This window comes from Citrobacter sp. CK185, assembly GCF_030333565.1.
GTDB classification, from domain to species: domain Bacteria; phylum Pseudomonadota; class Gammaproteobacteria; order Enterobacterales; family Enterobacteriaceae; genus Citrobacter_B; species Citrobacter_B koseri.
This window is the reverse complement of sequence record NZ_JAOWFR010000021.1, coordinates 50,353-67,924: the sequence shown is the minus strand read 5'-3', so window position 1 is coordinate 67,924 and position 17,572 is coordinate 50,353. Positions and strand designations below refer to the sequence as shown.

Here is a 17,572-nt window from a genome sequence, read left to right as displayed (position 1 = left end):
CCCTTCAATGCCGGATGGCGACTTCGTCTTATCCGGCCTACGGCGGCGATCTGTAGGCCAGATAAGCGTAGCGCCATCCGGCAAGCATTCAACGTGAGGTGCTGCGGTGGCAAATCAGTTAGTCCTTCTGAAAAAAGACTTTTTTGCGAATGACGGCCAGGCTGTCGCGGTTGCTGATCGCTATCCGCAAAATGTGTTCGCGGAACATACACACGAGTTTTGTGAACTGGTGCTGGTCTGGCGCGGCAACGGTTTGCATGTGCTCAACGATCGCCCTTACCGCATCACGCGCGGCGATCTGTTTTATATTCGCGCCGAGGACAGACACTCCTACACCTCCGTTAACGATTTGGTTTTGCAGAATATTATTTACTGCCCTGAGCGGTTGACCCTGAATCTTGGCTGGGAAAGCGCCATTCCGGGCTTTAACGGCAGTGAACGGCGCCCGCACTGGCGGCTGGGCAGCGTGGGGATGAATCAGGCGCGGCAGGTTATCAGCCAGCTTGAACATGAGAGCAATCAGGGCGATCCGCTGGCGAATGAGATGGCGGAGCTGCTATTTGGTCAGTTGGTGATGACGCTGAAAAGACATCGCTATGCCACCGATGATCTCCCGACCAGAGCGAGCGAAACGTTGCTGGATAAATTGATTACCGCGCTGGCCGGAAGCCTGGAGCGCCCCTTTGCGCTGGACGCGTTTTGCGACCAGGAGCAGTGCAGCGAGCGGGTGCTGCGACAGCAGTTTCGCTCACAGACCGGGATGACCATCAACCAGTATCTTCGCCAGATCCGCATCTGCCATGCGCAGTATTTGCTTCAGCACAGCCGCCTGATGATCAGTGAGATTTCAATGCAGTGCGGCTTTGAGGACAGTAACTACTTTTCGGTGGTGTTTACGCGGGAAACCGGGATGACGCCCAGCCAGTGGCGTCATCACAGTACGCAAAACGATTAGCTTGCCATTCCCATGCCGACGATGTTGGCGGCGATAATAATGACCACGCAACCCAGACTGAGAACGCTGACAGGACGACGACCCGCGTTTTTCCACTCTTTCAGCACCAGACCCACAATCCCACCGCACAGCACGTAGAAGCTCATGTGCAGCATCCAACTGATGTAGTCATACTGCGGCGGAATGCGAGCGTGGCCCCAGGCGTAGAAAAAGAACTGCAAATACCACATCAGGCCACCCAGCGCGGACAGCAGGATATTGGTGATGATCATCGATTTTGCCAGCGAGAAGTCGGCTTTTATCGACAAGTTTTTCACTTTTGCCAGACGAATGAAACAGAAGCCCAGGTTGATCAGCGCGCCGCCGCCCATGATGACCACGTAGCTTGGCAGAGCGACATACAGCGGATCGACGCCGAGCGCGGCAGCGGCTTCATGCATCGGTTTGGCGGCGTTCATCGCAAAGGACATCCCGGCGGAGAAAATACCGCACATCACCGCCAGCAGCAGACCTTTTTTCAGGTTGAACTCCTCGGCGGTGATCCCCATTTTGCGCTCTTTTAACTGCCCGGCGCGGGTGACGATGCCAACGCCGATCAGCGCCACCAGGACGCCCAGCAGCGTCATTCGTCCGCCTTCGGTATTGATCAGCACATCAAAGTTTCCATTGATGATGGGGGTCATCAGGGTGCCGACGATCAGCGTAATACCAATCGCGATGCCGATCCCCATCGACATGCCGAGATAGCGCATGGTCAGGCCGTAGTTAATATTACCGATGCCCCACATTGCGCCGAACAGAAATACGGGCAACAGGGTGGAGAGGTTGAAGGAACTGTAATAGGCCCAGAAATCCGGGAGCAGCAGGGCGCTGATGGTCCAGGGCAGGATAAGCCAGGAGACAATCCCACCGATTGACCACATGGTTTCCCAGGACCATTGTTTAACTTGTTTGAACGGGGCATAAAAACAGGCTGCACTGGCCGCACCTATCAAATGCCAAAAGATACCCATCGTAATCGCGTTACTCATGACTTAATCCTCATCGTTTTTATTGCCGGTGTGACCCTCCCGACCTGATGAGTGTAAAAATTGCGCAGTTGATTAACCTTTTGAGGATTGCCGACATTTCTTCCTTCCTGGCAACCAGCACGTTATACGGGTGATTTGGCTCACATATTCAAGAACATAATGAAAAGTTATATCCTTATTAAAACTACGGCATTGATAAGCATTTTCAATATCATTTAATTAACTATAATGAACCAACTGCTTACGCGGCATTAACACTTCAGCCGCTCGACAATAATGGAGATGATTATGAGTTATACACTGCCATCCCTGCCGTACGCTTATGATGCGCTGGAACCGCACTTCGATAAGCAGACGATGGAAATCCACCATACCAAACACCATCAAACTTATGTCAACAACGCTAACGCGGCGCTGGAAAACCTGCCTGAATTCGCGAACCTGCCGGTTGAAGAACTGATCACCAAACTGGATCAGCTTCCGGCGGACAAAAAAACCGTACTGCGCAATAACGCGGGCGGCCACGCTAACCACAGCCTGTTCTGGAAAGGCCTGAAAAAAGGCACCGCTTTGCAGGGCGACCTGAAAGCGGCTATCGAGCGTGATTTCGGTTCCGTTGATAACTTCAAAGCGGAGTTTGAAAAAGCGGCGGCAACGCGTTTCGGTTCCGGTTGGGCCTGGCTGGTGTTGCAGGGCGACAAACTGGCGGTTGTCTCTACCGCTAACCAGGACTCCCCGCTGATGGGCGAGGCCATTTCCGGCGTTTCCGGTTTCCCAATCCTGGGTCTGGACGTATGGGAACACGCTTACTACCTGAAATTCCAGAACCGTCGCCCGGACTACATCAAAGAGTTCTGGAACGTGGTGAACTGGGACGAAGCTGCTGCGCGTTTCGCGGCGAAAAAATAAGTCTTTTTGCCTGATGGCGCTGCGCTTATCAGGCCTACGAAGAGGATTTGTCGATTTGTAGGCCGGATAAGGCGTTAGCCGCCATCCGGCATTGAATTCAGCCCCCGCAGGCATAACCTGCGGGGGCTTTCTTTTAGGCGCTTTTGGGCTTGCCTGGTGTGACTTACGTCAAATTAAAAACATCAATCCATAAAAAATGAAACATAGTTTTGTTATGTGGTTGGGATCACTTTTATTGTGCGAATGAATGTCTATCGTTTCTTCATCAACGCGGGTGTGCCTCAAAGTAAGGCGCATTCGCCCATAAAAATTGCCCGTTTTTATGTCTACAGGTGAAGGAAATGCAGATTAAACGCACGATAGAAAAAGTCCCGGGTGGGATGATGCTCGTTCCGTTGTTCCTCGGCGCGCTATGCCACACCTTCGCGCCCGGCGCAGGGAAATACTTCGGCTCATTCACAAACGGTATGATCACCGGTACGGTGCCGATTCTGGCGGTCTGGTTCTTTTGTATGGGCGCGTCGATCAAACTGAGCGCCACAGGCACCGTACTGCGTAAATCCGGGACGCTGGTGGTGACTAAAATTGCGGTTGCCTGGGTGGTGGCCGCTATTGCGTCACGCGTTATCCCGGAACATGGGGTGGAAGCGGGCTTCTTCGCCGGGCTGTCGACGCTGGCGCTGGTGGCCTCTATGGACATGACCAACGGTGGGCTGTACGCCTCCATCATGCAGCAGTACGGCACGAAAGAAGAGGCCGGGGCATTTGTCCTGATGTCGCTGGAGTCAGGGCCGCTGATGACGATGGTTATTCTGGGAACCGCCGGGATTGCCTCGTTTGAACCGCATGTATTTGTGGGGGCGGTATTGCCGTTCCTGATTGGTTTCGCGCTGGGGAATCTCGACCCGGAACTGCGGGAATTCTTCAGCAAAGCGGTACAGACGCTGATCCCGTTCTTCGCCTTCGCGCTGGGCAACACCATTGATTTGAGCGTGATTGCACAGACGGGCGTGCTGGGGATTCTACTGGGTGTGGCGGTCATTATTATCACCGGCATCCCGTTAATCATCGCTGACAAGTTTATCGGCGGCGGTGACGGTACGGCAGGTATTGCCGCCTCAAGTTCTGCGGGCGCCGCAGTAGCCACGCCCGTGCTGATCGCAGAGATGGTTCCGGCGTTTAAACCAATGGCGCCCGCCGCGACCTCGCTGGTTGCCACATCGGTTATCGTGACTTCGATTCTGGTGCCGATCATTACCTCAGTCTGGTCGCGGAAGGTGAAGGCCAGAGCGGCGGAAATCGATATTCGCGGTACGGTGAAATAAACCCGTTTTGCCGGATGACGGCTTATGCCTCATCCGGCGCTTCCGGTCAGAATTAACGGCCAAACACCTCATCAATTGTGCGACGCTCGTGCTCGTTCAGTTCTCCTCCCGCATTACGCGACACGCCGGTACAATAGCCGAACTTACGCGATACCACGGTTTTAATCGTGGTTACAAAATCCTCGCCAATCGCGTAAATGGACATAAACGTGCCGATTTTCTCCTGGATATCGCGCAACGTTTGCAAATCACCCTGCTTAAACGCCTCCCGCGCGCTGACAAACAGCTCCGGCATCACGTTGTTTAAGCCGGAAATAATGCCTGCGCCGCCCGCCAGCAGGTTGGGAATGTAATACTCGTCATAGCCGGAGAGCACGGCAAAATCGTCGCGTACCGCTCGGGTGGTCTGAATCATGCTGCGGGTATGGGACTGGCAGTCGACGGTATCTTTAATCCCGGCAAAATTCGGGAATTCGGCGGCAAGGGTCGCCACCAGATCCGGCGTTAAATCGCAGCCGGTGCGTGCCGGGAAATTGTAGGCAAACCATTTGCCGCTCAGGGCGTTACCAAGCTGGCGGAAGTAGCTCAGAAGCTGCTTCGACGTCTGCCCGTAGTAATACGGTGGCAGAATCATCACCGCATCGTACCCGACGCGGTACGCTTCCTGCGCCATAAGCAGGATGTCGCTGGTGCAGGTGGAGGAGACATTGGCAACCATCTTCAGCGAACTCATCGCGCGGGCCTCGCGGATCAGCATCAGCCGCTCTTCCAGCGTGAAAGACGCAAATTCGCCAATGCTGCCCATCAGCAAAATAACATCAATGTTGGCCTCGGTAAGACGTTTGAGATGCTGGCTCAGGCCGTTGAGATCGACTTTTCCGTCATTGTCCATCGGCGTAATGGAAGGACACCAGACGCCAGCAAACTGCGATTGTACTGTCACGTTGTTGACTCCTTATTATGAAATGGCGTTTCAAAATCACTTTAATTGATAGCACGTCTGCTGGCGCATCATGTGAACCCGGCTCTCATTTTGAGCGGCTGAGACAAAATAAATATGCTCTAATGAGGATTATTTGTCGGGAGAGGGAAGCTGATGCGATATCCGGTCGAGGTGTTTACGGGCAAAATTCGGGACTATGCGGGAAGTCGTCCCAGCGCCATTGCGAAAATCCAGGTTGATGGCGAGCTGATGCTTAGCGATCAGGGCCTTGCCGGTGATGAGCAGGCAGAGACGAAAATTCACGGCGGGCCCGATCGCGCGCTGTGCCATTATCCCCGTGAACACTATCTGCACTGGGCGCGTCAATTCCCGGCGCAGGCGGATCTGTTTGTCGCGCCCGCGTTTGGCGAAAACCTTTCGACCGACGGTCTGACCGAGCAAAATGTTTTTATCGGCGATATTTTTCAGTGGGGAGAGGCGCTGATTCAGGTGACTCAGCCACGTTCGCCGTGCTTTAAGCTCAACTTCCATTTCGGCATTAGCGATATGGCGACGCAAATGCAGAACGCCGGGAAAACCGGCTGGCTGTACAGCGTTATCGCGCCGGGGCAGGTATCGGCGGATGCGCCGTTGATTCTGGCGTCGCGCGTCAGCGATGTGAGCGTACAGGAGGCGATTGCGATAGCCTGGCATATGCCGTTTGACGACGGCCAGTATCATCGTTTGCTGTCGGCGGCGGGGTTATCGAAAAGCTGGACCAGAACGATGCAGAAGCGCCGTTTGAGCGGCAAAATTGAAGATCAGTCACGGCGTTTACGTGGATGATGTAATGCCCGATGGCGCTGCGCTTATCGGGCCTACAGCGTGCGGTTTCCCGTAGGCCGGATAAGGCGTTCACGCCGCCATCCGGCGTAATGCCCGATGGCGCTGCGCTTATCGGGCCTACAACGTGCGGTTTTTCGTAGGCCGGATAAGGCGTTTACGCCGCCATCCGGCGTAATGCCCGATGGCGCTGCGCTTATCGGGCCTACAACGTGCGGTTTTTCGTAGGCCGGATAAGGCGTTCACGCCGCCATCCGGCACCACAGCGAGACTTAAGAACGCTTATACAACGGCAGCCAGATCACCAGCCGTAAGCCGCCCAGCGGGCTGTCTTCGGCTTTCACCCAACCGCGATGCTGCTGGATCGCGGTCTCAACGATGGCCAGCCCCAACCCTGTTCCGCCGGACTCCCGATCGCGCGCTTCATCGGTACGATAAAACGGGCGGAAGATCTGTTCACGGTCTTCAGGGCTAACGCCCGGGCCATCGTCATCAACCGTTATCGTAATGCCGTCTTTATCCACCGCGAAGCCGACTTCAATCTTCGTGTGCGAATAGCGCAGGGCGTTACGGACAATGTTCTCCAGCGCGCTTTCCAGGGTGTTAGGATTGCCGTATAACGGCCACGGCCCCGGCGGGAAGTTCACCGTTAACGATTTGCCCATCTGCTCGGCTTCGAAGGCGGCGTTATCCAGCACGTCTCCCCACAGATGATTGGCTTTCATCGTTTCGCTGACCAGCGCGTTTTTCTGTTGATTACGCGACATCACCAGCAGGTCGTTGATCATGCTGTCCAGCCGCTGCGCTTCGGTCTCGATGCGCTCCAGCTCTTTACTCTCGCCGCTACGGCGACGCAGCAGCGCGGTGCCCAGTTGCAGACGCGTAAGCGGAGTGCGTAGCTCGTGCGAGATATCCGACAGCAGACGCTGCTGCGTGGTCATCATACGTTCCAGCGCGGTCACCATCTGGTTAAAGCTGGCGCCAGCCGCAAGAAATTCCTGCGGGCCTGCTTCCAGTTCTGGATGTTGTCGCAGATTACCCTGAGCCACTTCGTCCGCCGCGTTTTTCAACTTACGCGCCGGTTTCGCCAGGCTCCAGGCCAGCCAAAGCAACAGAGGCGAACTGACCAGCATGGTGACGATCAGCAACAAGAGCGGGCGGTCAAACAGCAGATTAATAAAATCGGATTGGGAACTGCTGGCCGGTCGAATCAGATAAAGCTGGTAGTTATCTTCCCCGTCTCTGACAGAGAACGGGCCTACCATCTCAACGCGGCCATATTTCTTCTTCTGCGGATGATCGGCGTTATCCGCCTGACCAATAAAGTTACGAATGATCTGCATTTCGCTGCGTTCTGCGCCGATCACGCGTCCTTCAGTGGTCACAAGCAATAACCGCTGTCCTGGCGGCGCCCACTTGTCGATCGCACGGAACAGGCGACGCCACCACATTAAATCGTTGGGTGGATCGTTCGCGAGTTCAGCTTCTACATGTTGCTCAATCATCAACCCCTGGCGCTGTTCGCTGTCCAGTAGCTCGGTCATCTGGCGTGAGTCGAGCTTGGGTAACATCAATACCAACATCAGCACCAGCGCCAGCGTCAACCAGAAGATGGCAAAGATGCGCGCGGTTAAACTGCCTATCATGAAGCGGAAACCATCAAATAACCGCGACCACGCAGGGTTTTAAACCACGGGTGCCCGTCTTTACGCTCCGGCAGCTTACGACGCAGGTTGGAGATATGCATGTCGATCGCGCGGTCAAACGGCGTCAGGCGTTTACCCAGCACTTCCTGGCTCAAATGTTCACGCGAAACCACCTGGCCGAGATGCTGTGCCAGCAGATAGAGCAGGGTAAATTCGGTGCCGGTTAACTCCAGGGTTTGACCATCGAAGCTGGCCTCCTGGCGACCCGGATTGAGGCTTAACGCATCCACTTCCAGCGTCGGCGAGCCGTTGTCGTTGTTCTGCTGCTGTTCGCTCCAGTGCGAGCGGCGCAGAATCGCACGGATACGCGCGACCAGTTCGCGGTCGTTAAACGGTTTAGGTAAATAATCATCCGCGCCCAGCTCAAGGCCGAGTACGCGATCCAGTTCGCTGCCGCGCGCGGTCAGCATAATGACAGGGGTCTGGTGTGTCTGGCGAAGCGCTTTCAACGTATCAATACCGTTTTTCTTCGGCATCATGACATCGAGCAAAAGTAAATCAATGCTGTCGTCCAGAAGCTCAAGCGCCTGCTCCCCGTCATGGGCAACCAGCACATTGAAGCCTTCCATTTCGAGCAGCTCCTTTAACAGGGAAGTTAGCTCTCGGTCATCATCAACTAACAGGATTTTATTCATTGTTTAAGTACCTCCGAGGCAGAAATTACGTCATCAGGCGTCGCTAATCCATGACTTTACGTTGTTTTACACCCCCTGACGCATGTTTGCAGCCCGAATCGTAAACTGTCTCTCGTTGAATCGCGACAGAAAAGATTTTGGGAGCAAGTGATGCGCAAAGTTACCGCTGCCGTCATGGCCTCAACGCTGGCACTCAGTCCTTTAAGCCACGCTGCTGAAGTCGTTACAGGCGATAACTGGCATCAAGGTGAAGGACTTACGCAGCGCAGTACGCAGAGCCATATGTTCGACGGCATAAGTTTAACCGAACATCAGCGTCAACAGATGCGAGATCTGATGCAGCAGGCAAGACACGAACAGCCTCCTGTTAATGTTAGCGAAATGGAGACAATGCATCGCCTTGTCATCGCAGAAAAATTTGATGAAAACGCTGTGCGCGCTCAGGCAGAAAAAATGGCGCAAGAACAGGTTGCTCGCCAGGTCGAAATGGCCAGGGTTCGCAACCAGATGTATCGCCTGTTAACGCCGGAGCAGCAAGCGGTTTTAAATGAGAAGCATCAACAACGAATGGAGCAACTGCGCGATGTGGCGCAATGGCAAAACGGCTCCTCGTTGAAGTTATTGAGTAGTAGCAACTCACGTTCCCAGTAACAAACCCTGTTTTCCTTGCCATAGACACCATCCCTGTCTTCCCCTCCATGATGGAGGGGTTTTTTTTGTCCAAAATTTGTCATCCGGTTATTGCCTTACTGTTTTACTCCATCCGTTATACTACCGGCATGGAGAGGCAGGAGTGTTTATGAATCAAACCTATGGGCGACTGGTCAGCCGGGCGGCAATTGCCGCGACAGTGATGGCGTCACTGTTACTTTTGATCAAAATTTTTGCGTGGTGGTACACCGGGTCGGTGAGTATTCTGGCTGCGTTGGTTGACTCGCTGGTGGATATTGCCGCGTCGCTGACTAACCTGTTAGTGGTGCGCTATTCGCTGCAACCGGCGGATGATGAACACACCTTTGGACACGGCAAAGCAGAGTCGCTGGCGGCGCTGGCGCAGAGCATGTTTATTTCCGGCTCGGCGCTGTTTCTGTTTTTGACCGGTATTCAGCATCTGATTACCCCTACGCCAATGAACGAACCGGGCGTCGGGGTCGTGGTGACGCTTATCGCCCTGGTTTGTACGATCATTCTGGTCACGTTTCAGCGTTGGGTTGTGCGCAAGACGCAAAGTCAGGCAGTACGGGCAGATATGCTTCATTATCAGTCTGATGTTATGATGAACGGAGCGATTCTCGTTGCGCTTGGGCTGGCCTGGTATGGCTGGCATCGCGCGGACGCCTTGTTTGCGTTGGGAATCGGCATCTATATTCTATACAGCGCACTACGTATGGGGTATGAGGCAGTGCAGTCGTTACTGGATCGCGCGCTGCCCGATGAGGAACGTCAGGAAATTATTGATATCGTGACATCGTGGCCGGGCGTCAACGGTGCTCACGATCTTCGCACGCGGCAGTCAGGGCCGACCCGCTTTATTCAGATTCATTTGGAAATGGAAGATAATCTGCCGCTCGTTCAGGCGCATCTGGTGGCTGAACAGGTAGAGCAGGCGATTTTGCGGCGTTTTCCGGGTTCGGATGTCATTATCCACCAGGACCCCTGTTCAGTCGTACCCAGGGAAGGCAAGAGGTTTGAGCTTTCGTAATTCGTTGTAAAAAAGTGAGCAAGGCCAGCATTTTGTGTATAAATTACCGCCGTTTGGCCTGACCTGAATCAATTCAGCAGGAAGCGGTTGTTATACTATCTGCATATTCGTTGGATCGTCCCGATGTGCAGTAACAGTATCGGCTTCCGGCAACAGATTTCATTTTGCATTCCAAAGTTCAGAGGTAGTCATGATTAAGAAAATCGGTGTGTTGACAAGCGGCGGTGATGCGCCTGGCATGAACGCAGCAATCCGTGGTGTTGTACGCGCAGCGTTGACGGAAGGACTGGAAGTAATGGGTATTTATGATGGCTACCTGGGTCTGTATGAAGACCGTATGGTTCAGCTCGACCGTTACAGCGTGTCCGACATGATCAACCGTGGCGGTACTTTCCTCGGTTCCGCGCGCTTCCCGGAATTCCGCGATGAAAATGTTCGCGCAGTGGCTATCGAAAACCTGAAAAAACGTGGCATCGACGCGCTGGTTGTTATCGGCGGTGACGGTTCCTATATGGGTGCAAAACGTCTGACTGAAATGGGCTTCCCGTGCATCGGTCTGCCGGGCACGATCGACAACGACATCAAAGGCACTGACTACACCATCGGTTATTTCACCGCGCTGGGTACGGTAGTGGAAGCGATTGACCGTCTGCGTGACACCTCTTCCTCTCACCAGCGTATTTCCATCGTTGAAGTGATGGGGCGTTACTGCGGCGACCTGACCCTGGCGGCGGCTATCGCTGGGGGCTGTGAGTTTGTTGTGGTGCCGGAAGTGGAATTCAGCCGTGACGATCTGGTTGCGGAAATCAAAGCGGGCATCGCGAAAGGTAAAAAACACGCGATTGTCGCGATCACCGAACATATGTGTGACGTTGATGAACTGGCGCACTACATCGAGAAAGAGACTGGCCGTGAAACGCGTGCGACCGTACTGGGTCACATCCAGCGTGGCGGCTCTCCGGTGCCTTACGACCGTATTCTGGCTTCCCGTATGGGCTCATATGCCATTGAACTGCTGCTGGAAGGTTTTGGCGGACGTTGTGTGGGCATCCAGAACGAACAACTGGTTCACCATGACATCATCGACGCTATCGAAAACATGAAGCGTCCGTTCAAAGGTGACTGGCTGGATTGCGCTAAAAAGCTGTACTGATCGTTGTGTGTATTGTGCCGGGTGGCGGCTTCGCCTTACCCGGCCTACAACAGTACGGCCTGTAGGCCGGATAAGGCGCTAGCCAGCATCCGGCAATATCCTTCATTTATTCCCTCAAGTTATAGCCAATCTTTTTTTATTCTTTAATGTTTGGATTCCTTTCTGGCACGCTTTACTCATCACAACACTACATAAGAGAGCTGGGCGATGAATAAATGGGGCGTGGGGTTAACATTATTGCTGGCATCGACCAGCGTTCTGGCGAAGGATATTCAGTTACTTAACGTGTCTTACGATCCAACGCGCGAGCTGTACGATCAGTACAACAAAGCGTTTAGCGCGCACTGGAAACAAGAAACGGGCGACAACGTGGTGATCCGTCAGTCGCATGGCGGTTCCGGTAAGCAGGCGACGTCAGTCATTAACGGTATTGAGGCCGATGTGGTGACGCTGGCGCTGGCTTATGACGTTGATGCCATTGCAGAGCGCGGCCGTATCGACAAAAACTGGATCAAACGTCTGCCGGACAACTCCGCGCCGTACACGTCCACCATCGTCTTCCTGGTGCGTAAAGGCAATCCGAAGCAAATCCATGACTGGAACGACCTGGTAAAACCGGGCGTGTCGGTGATTACGCCGAACCCGAAAAGCTCTGGCGGCGCACGCTGGAACTATCTGGCTGCGTGGGGATACGCCCTGCACCACAATAACAACGATCAGGCCAAAGCGCAGGACTTCGTAAAAGCGTTATTTAAGAACGTGGAAGTGCTGGATTCTGGCGCGCGCGGTTCAACCAACACCTTTGTTGAGCGTGGGATTGGCGACGTGCTGATCGCCTGGGAGAACGAAGCGCTGTTGGCGACGAACGAACTGGGCAAAGATAAATTTGAAATCGTGACGCCGAGCGAATCAATTCTTGCAGAACCGACCGTCTCCGTGGTGGATAAAGTCGTGGAGAAAAAAGGGACGCAAGCCGTGGCGGAAGCCTATCTGAAGTATCTCTACTCGCCGGAAGGGCAGGAAATTGCGGCGAAAAACTTCTATCGCCCACGCGACCCTGAAGTGGCGAAGAAATATGAAAATGCATTTCCGAAGCTGAAACTCTTCACCATTGACGAGGAGTTTGGCGGGTGGACGAAAGCGCAGAAAGAGCATTTCTCTAATGGCGGTACGTTCGACCAAATCAGCAAACGCTAATGTAAATTGCTTTTCCAGCCCGGTGGCATCGTGCGACCGGGCTTTTTTATTTGTCATCATTTTGCGTTACTCTTGCACGTCAATAAGAGACAGGGAATGAGTAATGAAAAAAACAGGTTATTTTTTGCTGGCGGTTGTGATTGTTGCCGCCGTCGCGGGCATTGGCTACTGGAAGCTGGCCGCTAATCCGAACGCATTGCGGGATATTGTTCTGCAACAATGCGTACCGAACCAACTGCAACAGCAAAATCCTGCGCCATGCGCTGAAGTGAAACCGGATGCCGGGTATGTCGTGTTTAAAGATCGTAATGGCCCGTTGCAGTATCTGTTGATGCCGACGTACCGCATCAACGGTACGGAAAGCCCGCTGCTGGTGGAGCCCTACACGCCGAACTTCTTCTGGCTAGCCTGGCAGGCGCGCAGCTTTATGAGCCAAAAGTACGGCAAAGATATTCCAGACAGCGCCATTTCGCTGGCGATTAACTCACGCTCCGGGCGGACGCAAAACCACTTTCATATCCACATCTCCTGCCTGCGCCCTGATGTGCGAGCGCAACTGGATGATAATCTGGCGAAAGTGAGTACACGCTGGCTGCCGCTGCCGGGCGGATTGCGCGGGAATGAATATCTGGCGCGTCGGGTGACGGAAAGCGAGCTGGCGCAACGCAGCCCGTTCATGATGCTGGCGGAAGAGGTGCCGGATGCGCGTGAGCACATGGGCAGCTATGCGCTGGCGGTGGTGCGCCAGAGCGACGACTCTTTTGTTTTGCTGGCGACGCAGCGCAACCTGCTGGCGTTTAACCTCGCTTCCGCTGAGGAAATTCAGGATCATCAATGTGAGATTTTGCAGTAACCCCACCTAATCTGGCGTTTACTCCACCTGCCTGTCTCCGTATTCTTGTTGAAAAAAACAACAGGAGACAGGCATGTCGCTCTGGCTTACACACCCTCTGTTCATTCCTTCGCTGGTGGTCGGCGTGACCATTCTGCTCTGGGCAACCTCGCTGTTGCCGGAGTTTATTACCGCGCTGTTGTTCTTTACCGTGGCGATGGTGGCGAAGATCGCGCCGCCGGACGTCATTTTTGGCGGTTTTGCCTCGTCGGCTTTCTGGCTGGTTTTTAGCGGTTTTGTGCTGGGGGTGGCGATTCGCAAAACAGGGCTGGCAGACAGGGCGGCGCGCGCCTTATCCGCCAGACTGACCGACTCATGGCCGCTGATGGTGGCAAGCGTGGTGCTGCTCAGTTATGCGCTGGCGTTTGTGATGCCGTCCAATATGGGGCGTATCGCGCTGCTGATGCCCATTGTCGCGGCGATGGCGAAACGTGCCGGGATTGCCGATGGCACGCGCGCCTGGTACGGACTGGCGCTTGCGGTGGGCTTTGGAACCTTCCAGCTCTCCGCGACCATCCTGCCTGCTAATGTACCTAACCTGGTGATGAGCGGGGCGGCGGAAGGTTCGTATGGCATCCACCTGAACTATCTGCCGTATCTTCTGCTGCATACGCCTGTTCTGGGCTGGTTGAAAGGTGCGCTGTTAATCGTCCTTATTTGTTGGCTGTTTCCCGGTAAACCGCATGCGCCTCGCGACCTGACGCCGCCTGCGCCGATGAGCCGTGCGGAGAAACGGCTGGCGTGGATGCTGGCGGTGGTGCTGGCGATGTGGGTCAGCGAAAGCTGGCACGGTATTGGCCCGGCGTGGACCGGGCTGGCGGCGGCGGTGATCACGCTGTTGCCGCGCGTGGGGTTTATCAACGGGGAAGAGTTCTCCAGCGGCGTGAATATCCGCACCTGTATTTATGTGGCAGGCATTCTGGGGCTGGCGATCACCGTGACGCAAACCGGCATTGGCAATGCGGTGGGCGAGGCGCTGTTGCATGTCATGCCGCTGGACCCGGAAAAGCCCTTCACCAGTTTCCTGGCGCTGACCGGCATTACCACCGCGCTGAATTTTATTATGACGGCGAACGGCGTTCCGGCGCTGTATACCACGCTGGCGCAGAGTTTTTCCGACGCAACCGGTTTTCCGCTGCTGTCGGTGATTATGATTCAGGTATTGGGGTACTCCACGCCGCTGTTGCCGTATCAGGCATCGCCGATTGTGGTGGCGATGGCATTAGGGAAAGTCCCGGCAAAACCAGGCATGACACTGTGTCTGGCACTGGCGCTGGCAACGTATCTGGTGCTGTTGCCGCTGGATTACATGTGGTTTAGTTTACTGGGGCGTTTGTAAAAAAAGCCCGGTGGCGTTAACGCTTACCGGGCCTGTGATTTTATGTGGCGGGTAAGCGCACGCGCCACCCGCCACAACAGCATTAAGCTTGTTTAGCCGCTTCCGCTGCTTTAACGATCACCGCGAACGCGTCAGCTTTCAGGGAAGCACCGCCAACCAGCGCGCCGTCGATGTCCGGCTGAGCGAACAGTTCTGCCGCGTTAGCTGCGTTTACGGAACCGCCGTACTGGATGATCACTTGCTCAGCGATTTTCGCGTCAGCTTTGGCGATATGGTCACGGATGAATTTGTGAACAGCCTGCGCCTGCGCCGGAGTGGCGGATTTGCCAGTACCGATCGCCCATACAGGTTCGTAAGCGATAACCACGCCTTCAAACGCCGCAGCGCCCTGAGTTTTCAGTACCGCATCGATCTGACGAGCACAGACTTCTTCAGTTTTGCCGGCTTCGTTTTCTGCTTCGGTTTCACCGATGCACAGAACCGGAGTCAGACCCTGCTCTTTCAGCACGGCGAATTTCTTCGCGATCAGCTCGTCAGACTCTTTGTGGTAAGTACGACGCTCAGAGTGGCCGATGATGATGTACTGCGCGCCGATATCCTTCAGCATTTCAGCAGAAGTTTCACCGGTGAATGCGCCAGACAGGTTCAGGTCAACGTTCTGCGCGCCCAGAATGATGTGGCTACCGGCAGCGGCGTGTTTCGCCATGTCGATATACATTTCCGGCGGTGCAATCGCAACTGCACAGCCAGCAACGCCAGCCAGTTCTTTACGCAGGTTAGCCACCAGCTCGTTTACCATGTGGCGGCTGCCGTTCAGTTTCCAGTTACCCATCACTAAAGGATGTCGCATTTCATTTCTCCACGCTTTGTCAGCGAATTAAGGAAGATGGCCGCCCTTCAGGGACGGCATGGTCTGTGAAACAGTATAGAGATCCCTCCCTCGAAAGGCTTTGCTTTTTGTCACTTAATTCAGCCCTTCCAGATTCTCCGATAGCGCTAGCTTAATCGGTTCAACAGCGAAGGTCAGCCCTTTTTCCCCGTTGTCTGCGACAACATAGCGAATCGCGCCTTCCGTTTCGGCGTAGTAGTGCTTATTCTTGCCCGCTGTGAGTAATTTTTGCAGTTTTTGCTGGCTTTGCTCTTTTGTCAGAAGCGGGGCGACGGTGCGGATCACCGCCGCCATGTATTCCTGCGCTTTGGCTTTGGCGGCTTTTTGCTCGGGCCCCTGAATGGGAAGCCAGGTAATCTGCATGCTTTTGATTTTTAACGTACCGCGCTCCAGCGCCGTTGAGGCGTACAGATTTTCATTGATCTTGCTGGCGGCGCGGGTCAGGTTCGCCCTGTCGCGGCTGCTGTCGATAGCACGAAATTCGTTCAGTGGAAGCCGGGGATTTTGCTGATTAAAGTTTTCGCGAAACTGGCTGATGGAGAGATCAAACGTCGGCGCGCCAGCCAGCAGGTAGGGCGCGGTCGTCGCAGACGGCGATGCCTCCGCCAGCACCGTTGTGCTCGCAGTTATGGCGGAAAACAATAATAAAAACAGTGTACACCCTGGCTTCATCAATCTTACCTTTCGTTAGGACTGCTCACGATTAAAACGATAACTGTCGGGCTTGTCAAAAGGGTAAACTGACAGCGAAGGCAATAATAAAGGAACTTACATGACCATACAGCAGTGGTTATTCTCATTTAAAGGGCGTATTGGACGCCGTGATTTCTGGATCTGGCTCGGTCTCTGGTTTGTCGGCATGCTGGTGCTGTTTTCGCTGGCGAGCAAGAATTTACTCGATATCCAGACGGCGGCATTTTGTCTGGTGTGTCTGCTCTGGCCCACGGCGGCGGTCACGGTTAAGCGTCTGCATGACCGGGGGCGCTCCGGTCTGTGGGCGTTATTGATGATTCTGGCGTGGATGCTGCTGGCCGGAAATTGGATGATGTTGCCGGGAATGTGGCAGTGGGTCGTGGGGCGCTTTGTCCCGACGCTCATTCTGGTCATGATGTTTATCGATCTGGGGGCGTTTGTCGGCACTCAGGGCGAGAATAAGTTCGGCAAAGAAACGCAGGATGTGAAGTTTAAAGCAGAGCCTCAGGCAGGCGATAAACCGTAGGCCGGATAAGGCATTTATGCCTCTATCCGGCAGAGCGCCCGGTGGCGCTGGCGCTTACCGGGCCTGCAACCGTGCTTACCAGTAGTGCTCAGCGGTCATGTGCCCAGGACGACGACGCAGGTGTTTGGTCATGTGCCGGGTCTCCTTCAGCAGCTGTTGCGTATCGCGCACCATCTGTGGATTTCCACACAGCATCACATGGCTGGTCTCGGTGTCCATCGGTAAACCGACCGCCGCTTCCAGCGCGCCGCTTTCAATCAGCGCGGGGACGCGCCCGGTAAGCGAGCCTGCGATGGTTTCCCGACTGACGACAGTTTGAATGCGCAGCTTGCCTTCGTAGCGCTTTTGCAATTCCAGCATTAACGGCAGGTAACTTAAATCAGCGGCGTAACGCGCGGCATGCACCAGTACCAGGTTGTTAAAGCGCTCTAGGTCTTTACCGAGTTGCAGAATCGACAAATAAGGGCCAATGGCCGTTCCGGTCGCCAGCATCCACAGGGTGTCGCAGTCAGGCACTTCATCCAGAACAAAGAACCCCGCCGCTTCACTCACCACCTGTACTTCATCGCCAGGTTTAAGCGCCGCCAGACGTGGGCTGAGTTTGCCTTCGGGAACCGTCACCAGGTAAAACTCTAAATCGGGATTATCGGGCGCATTCACATAGGAATAGGCGCGTTGTACGCGTTCGCCATCGATCTCCAGTCCGAGCTTGGTAAACTGGCCTGCGGTGAAGGGATGAACGGGGGCGTGAACGGTCAGACTAAACAGGGCGTCGGTCCAGTACTGTACCTTCGTGACTTTTCCTGTTACCCAATCTGCCATGATCTTCTCCTGTCTGCTGCAATACCCTTATCT

Annotated in this window: 18 protein-coding genes; 11 read left to right on the top strand and 7 right to left on the bottom strand. The window is 54.6% G+C overall.

The window, feature by feature from the left end; all coding sequences use genetic code 11:
• Positions 1 to 106: 106 nt before the first annotated feature.
• Positions 107 to 955, top strand: a complete 849-nt coding sequence (gene rhaR / locus OGV79_RS05455; protein WP_047459845.1) for an HTH-type transcriptional activator RhaR — start codon at positions 107 to 109, stop codon at positions 953 to 955.
• Here the strand turns inward: rhaR and rhaT are convergent.
• Entirely contained in the window at positions 952 to 1,986 is a 1,035-nt protein-coding gene (rhaT, locus tag OGV79_RS05450) for an L-rhamnose/proton symporter RhaT (RefSeq protein WP_049009553.1), read from the bottom strand. The genes rhaR and rhaT overlap by 4 nt on opposite strands.
• A 288-nt stretch (positions 1,987 to 2,274) precedes the next feature.
• Between rhaT and sodA the strand changes: the two genes are divergently transcribed.
• A complete protein-coding gene (sodA, locus tag OGV79_RS05445) occupies positions 2,275 to 2,895 on the top strand; it encodes a superoxide dismutase [Mn] (RefSeq protein WP_024130664.1) in 621 nt (206 codons plus the stop codon).
• A gap of 341 nt (positions 2,896 to 3,236) precedes the next feature.
• On the top strand, positions 3,237 to 4,220 hold the full coding sequence (gene kdgT, locus OGV79_RS05440; protein ID WP_012133890.1) for a 2-keto-3-deoxygluconate transporter: 984 nt from the start codon (positions 3,237 to 3,239) through the stop codon (positions 4,218 to 4,220).
• 52 nt (positions 4,221 to 4,272) lie between these two features.
• Here kdgT and OGV79_RS05435 read toward each other — a convergent pair whose 3' ends face one another.
• Complete coding sequence (locus OGV79_RS05435; protein WP_047459842.1) at positions 4,273 to 5,163, bottom strand: dihydrodipicolinate synthase family protein; 891 nt, start codon at positions 5,161 to 5,163, stop codon at positions 4,273 to 4,275.
• A 153-nt stretch (positions 5,164 to 5,316) separates the two neighbouring features.
• Between OGV79_RS05435 and yiiM the strand changes: the two genes are divergently transcribed.
• Positions 5,317 to 5,988, top strand: a complete 672-nt coding sequence (gene yiiM / locus OGV79_RS05430; RefSeq protein ID WP_286468068.1) for a 6-hydroxyaminopurine reductase — start codon at positions 5,317 to 5,319, stop codon at positions 5,986 to 5,988.
• 269 nt (positions 5,989 to 6,257) lie between these two features.
• Here yiiM and cpxA read toward each other — a convergent pair whose 3' ends face one another.
• A complete protein-coding gene (gene cpxA / locus OGV79_RS05425) occupies positions 6,258 to 7,631 on the bottom strand; it encodes an envelope stress sensor histidine kinase CpxA (RefSeq protein WP_110494833.1) in 1,374 nt (457 codons plus the stop codon).
• Positions 7,628 to 8,326: an envelope stress response regulator transcription factor CpxR gene (cpxR, locus tag OGV79_RS05420; RefSeq protein ID WP_012133886.1), complete on the bottom strand. Its 699-nt coding sequence runs from the start codon at positions 8,324 to 8,326 to the stop codon at positions 7,628 to 7,630. The genes cpxA and cpxR overlap by 4 nt, the downstream gene beginning before the upstream one ends.
• A gap of 150 nt (positions 8,327 to 8,476) precedes the next feature.
• On the opposite strand from cpxR, the gene cpxP reads away from it, so the two are divergent.
• The 6 genes from cpxP to OGV79_RS05390 all read left to right on the top strand — a co-directional run bounded on the left by cpxP (position 8,477) and on the right by OGV79_RS05390 (position 14,609).
• Positions 8,477 to 8,977 carry a cell-envelope stress modulator CpxP gene (gene cpxP, locus OGV79_RS05415; RefSeq protein ID WP_012133885.1) on the top strand — a complete coding sequence of 167 codons (501 nt, stop codon included), beginning with the start codon at positions 8,477 to 8,479 and terminating at the stop codon, positions 8,975 to 8,977.
• A 148-nt stretch (positions 8,978 to 9,125) separates the two neighbouring features.
• Positions 9,126 to 10,028 carry a CDF family cation-efflux transporter FieF gene (gene fieF / locus OGV79_RS05410; RefSeq protein ID WP_049011792.1) on the top strand — a complete coding sequence of 301 codons (903 nt, stop codon included), beginning with the start codon at positions 9,126 to 9,128 and terminating at the stop codon, positions 10,026 to 10,028.
• Positions 10,029 to 10,218: 190 nt separating this feature from the next.
• The gene (pfkA, locus tag OGV79_RS05405; RefSeq protein ID WP_012133883.1) at positions 10,219 to 11,181 is read left to right on the top strand and encodes a 6-phosphofructokinase; all 963 of its coding nucleotides are present in this window, start codon (positions 10,219 to 10,221) and stop codon (positions 11,179 to 11,181) included.
• Between the two features lie 207 nt (positions 11,182 to 11,388).
• Positions 11,389 to 12,378, top strand: coding sequence for a sulfate/thiosulfate ABC transporter substrate-binding protein Sbp (sbp, locus tag OGV79_RS05400; RefSeq protein ID WP_012133881.1), 990 nt, complete (start codon positions 11,389 to 11,391; stop codon positions 12,376 to 12,378).
• Between the two features lie 103 nt (positions 12,379 to 12,481).
• Positions 12,482 to 13,231, top strand: a complete 750-nt coding sequence (locus OGV79_RS05395) for a CDP-diacylglycerol diphosphatase (protein ID WP_012133879.1) — start codon at positions 12,482 to 12,484, stop codon at positions 13,229 to 13,231.
• Between the two features lie 73 nt (positions 13,232 to 13,304).
• Positions 13,305 to 14,609, top strand: coding sequence for an SLC13 family permease (locus tag OGV79_RS05390; RefSeq protein ID WP_058668379.1), 1,305 nt, complete (start codon positions 13,305 to 13,307; stop codon positions 14,607 to 14,609).
• Between the two features lie 82 nt (positions 14,610 to 14,691).
• On the opposite strand, the gene tpiA is transcribed toward OGV79_RS05390, so the two are convergent.
• On the bottom strand, positions 14,692 to 15,459 hold the full coding sequence (gene tpiA, locus OGV79_RS05385) for a triose-phosphate isomerase (RefSeq protein WP_024130662.1): 768 nt from the start codon (positions 15,457 to 15,459) through the stop codon (positions 14,692 to 14,694).
• Positions 15,460 to 15,573: 114 nt separating this feature from the next.
• Positions 15,574 to 16,170, bottom strand: a complete 597-nt coding sequence (locus OGV79_RS05380) for a YiiQ family protein (RefSeq protein ID WP_047459831.1) — start codon at positions 16,168 to 16,170, stop codon at positions 15,574 to 15,576.
• A gap of 100 nt (positions 16,171 to 16,270) precedes the next feature.
• Here OGV79_RS05380 and OGV79_RS05375 point away from each other — a divergent pair, with 100 nt between their 5' ends.
• The gene (locus OGV79_RS05375) at positions 16,271 to 16,717 is read left to right on the top strand and encodes a DUF805 domain-containing protein (RefSeq protein WP_047459829.1); all 447 of its coding nucleotides are present in this window, start codon (positions 16,271 to 16,273) and stop codon (positions 16,715 to 16,717) included.
• Positions 16,718 to 16,792: 75 nt separating this feature from the next.
• Here OGV79_RS05375 and fpr read toward each other — a convergent pair whose 3' ends face one another.
• Positions 16,793 to 17,539, bottom strand: coding sequence for a ferredoxin--NADP(+) reductase (fpr, locus tag OGV79_RS05370; RefSeq protein WP_012133874.1), 747 nt, complete (start codon positions 17,537 to 17,539; stop codon positions 16,793 to 16,795).
• Positions 17,540 to 17,572 lie beyond the last annotated feature (33 nt).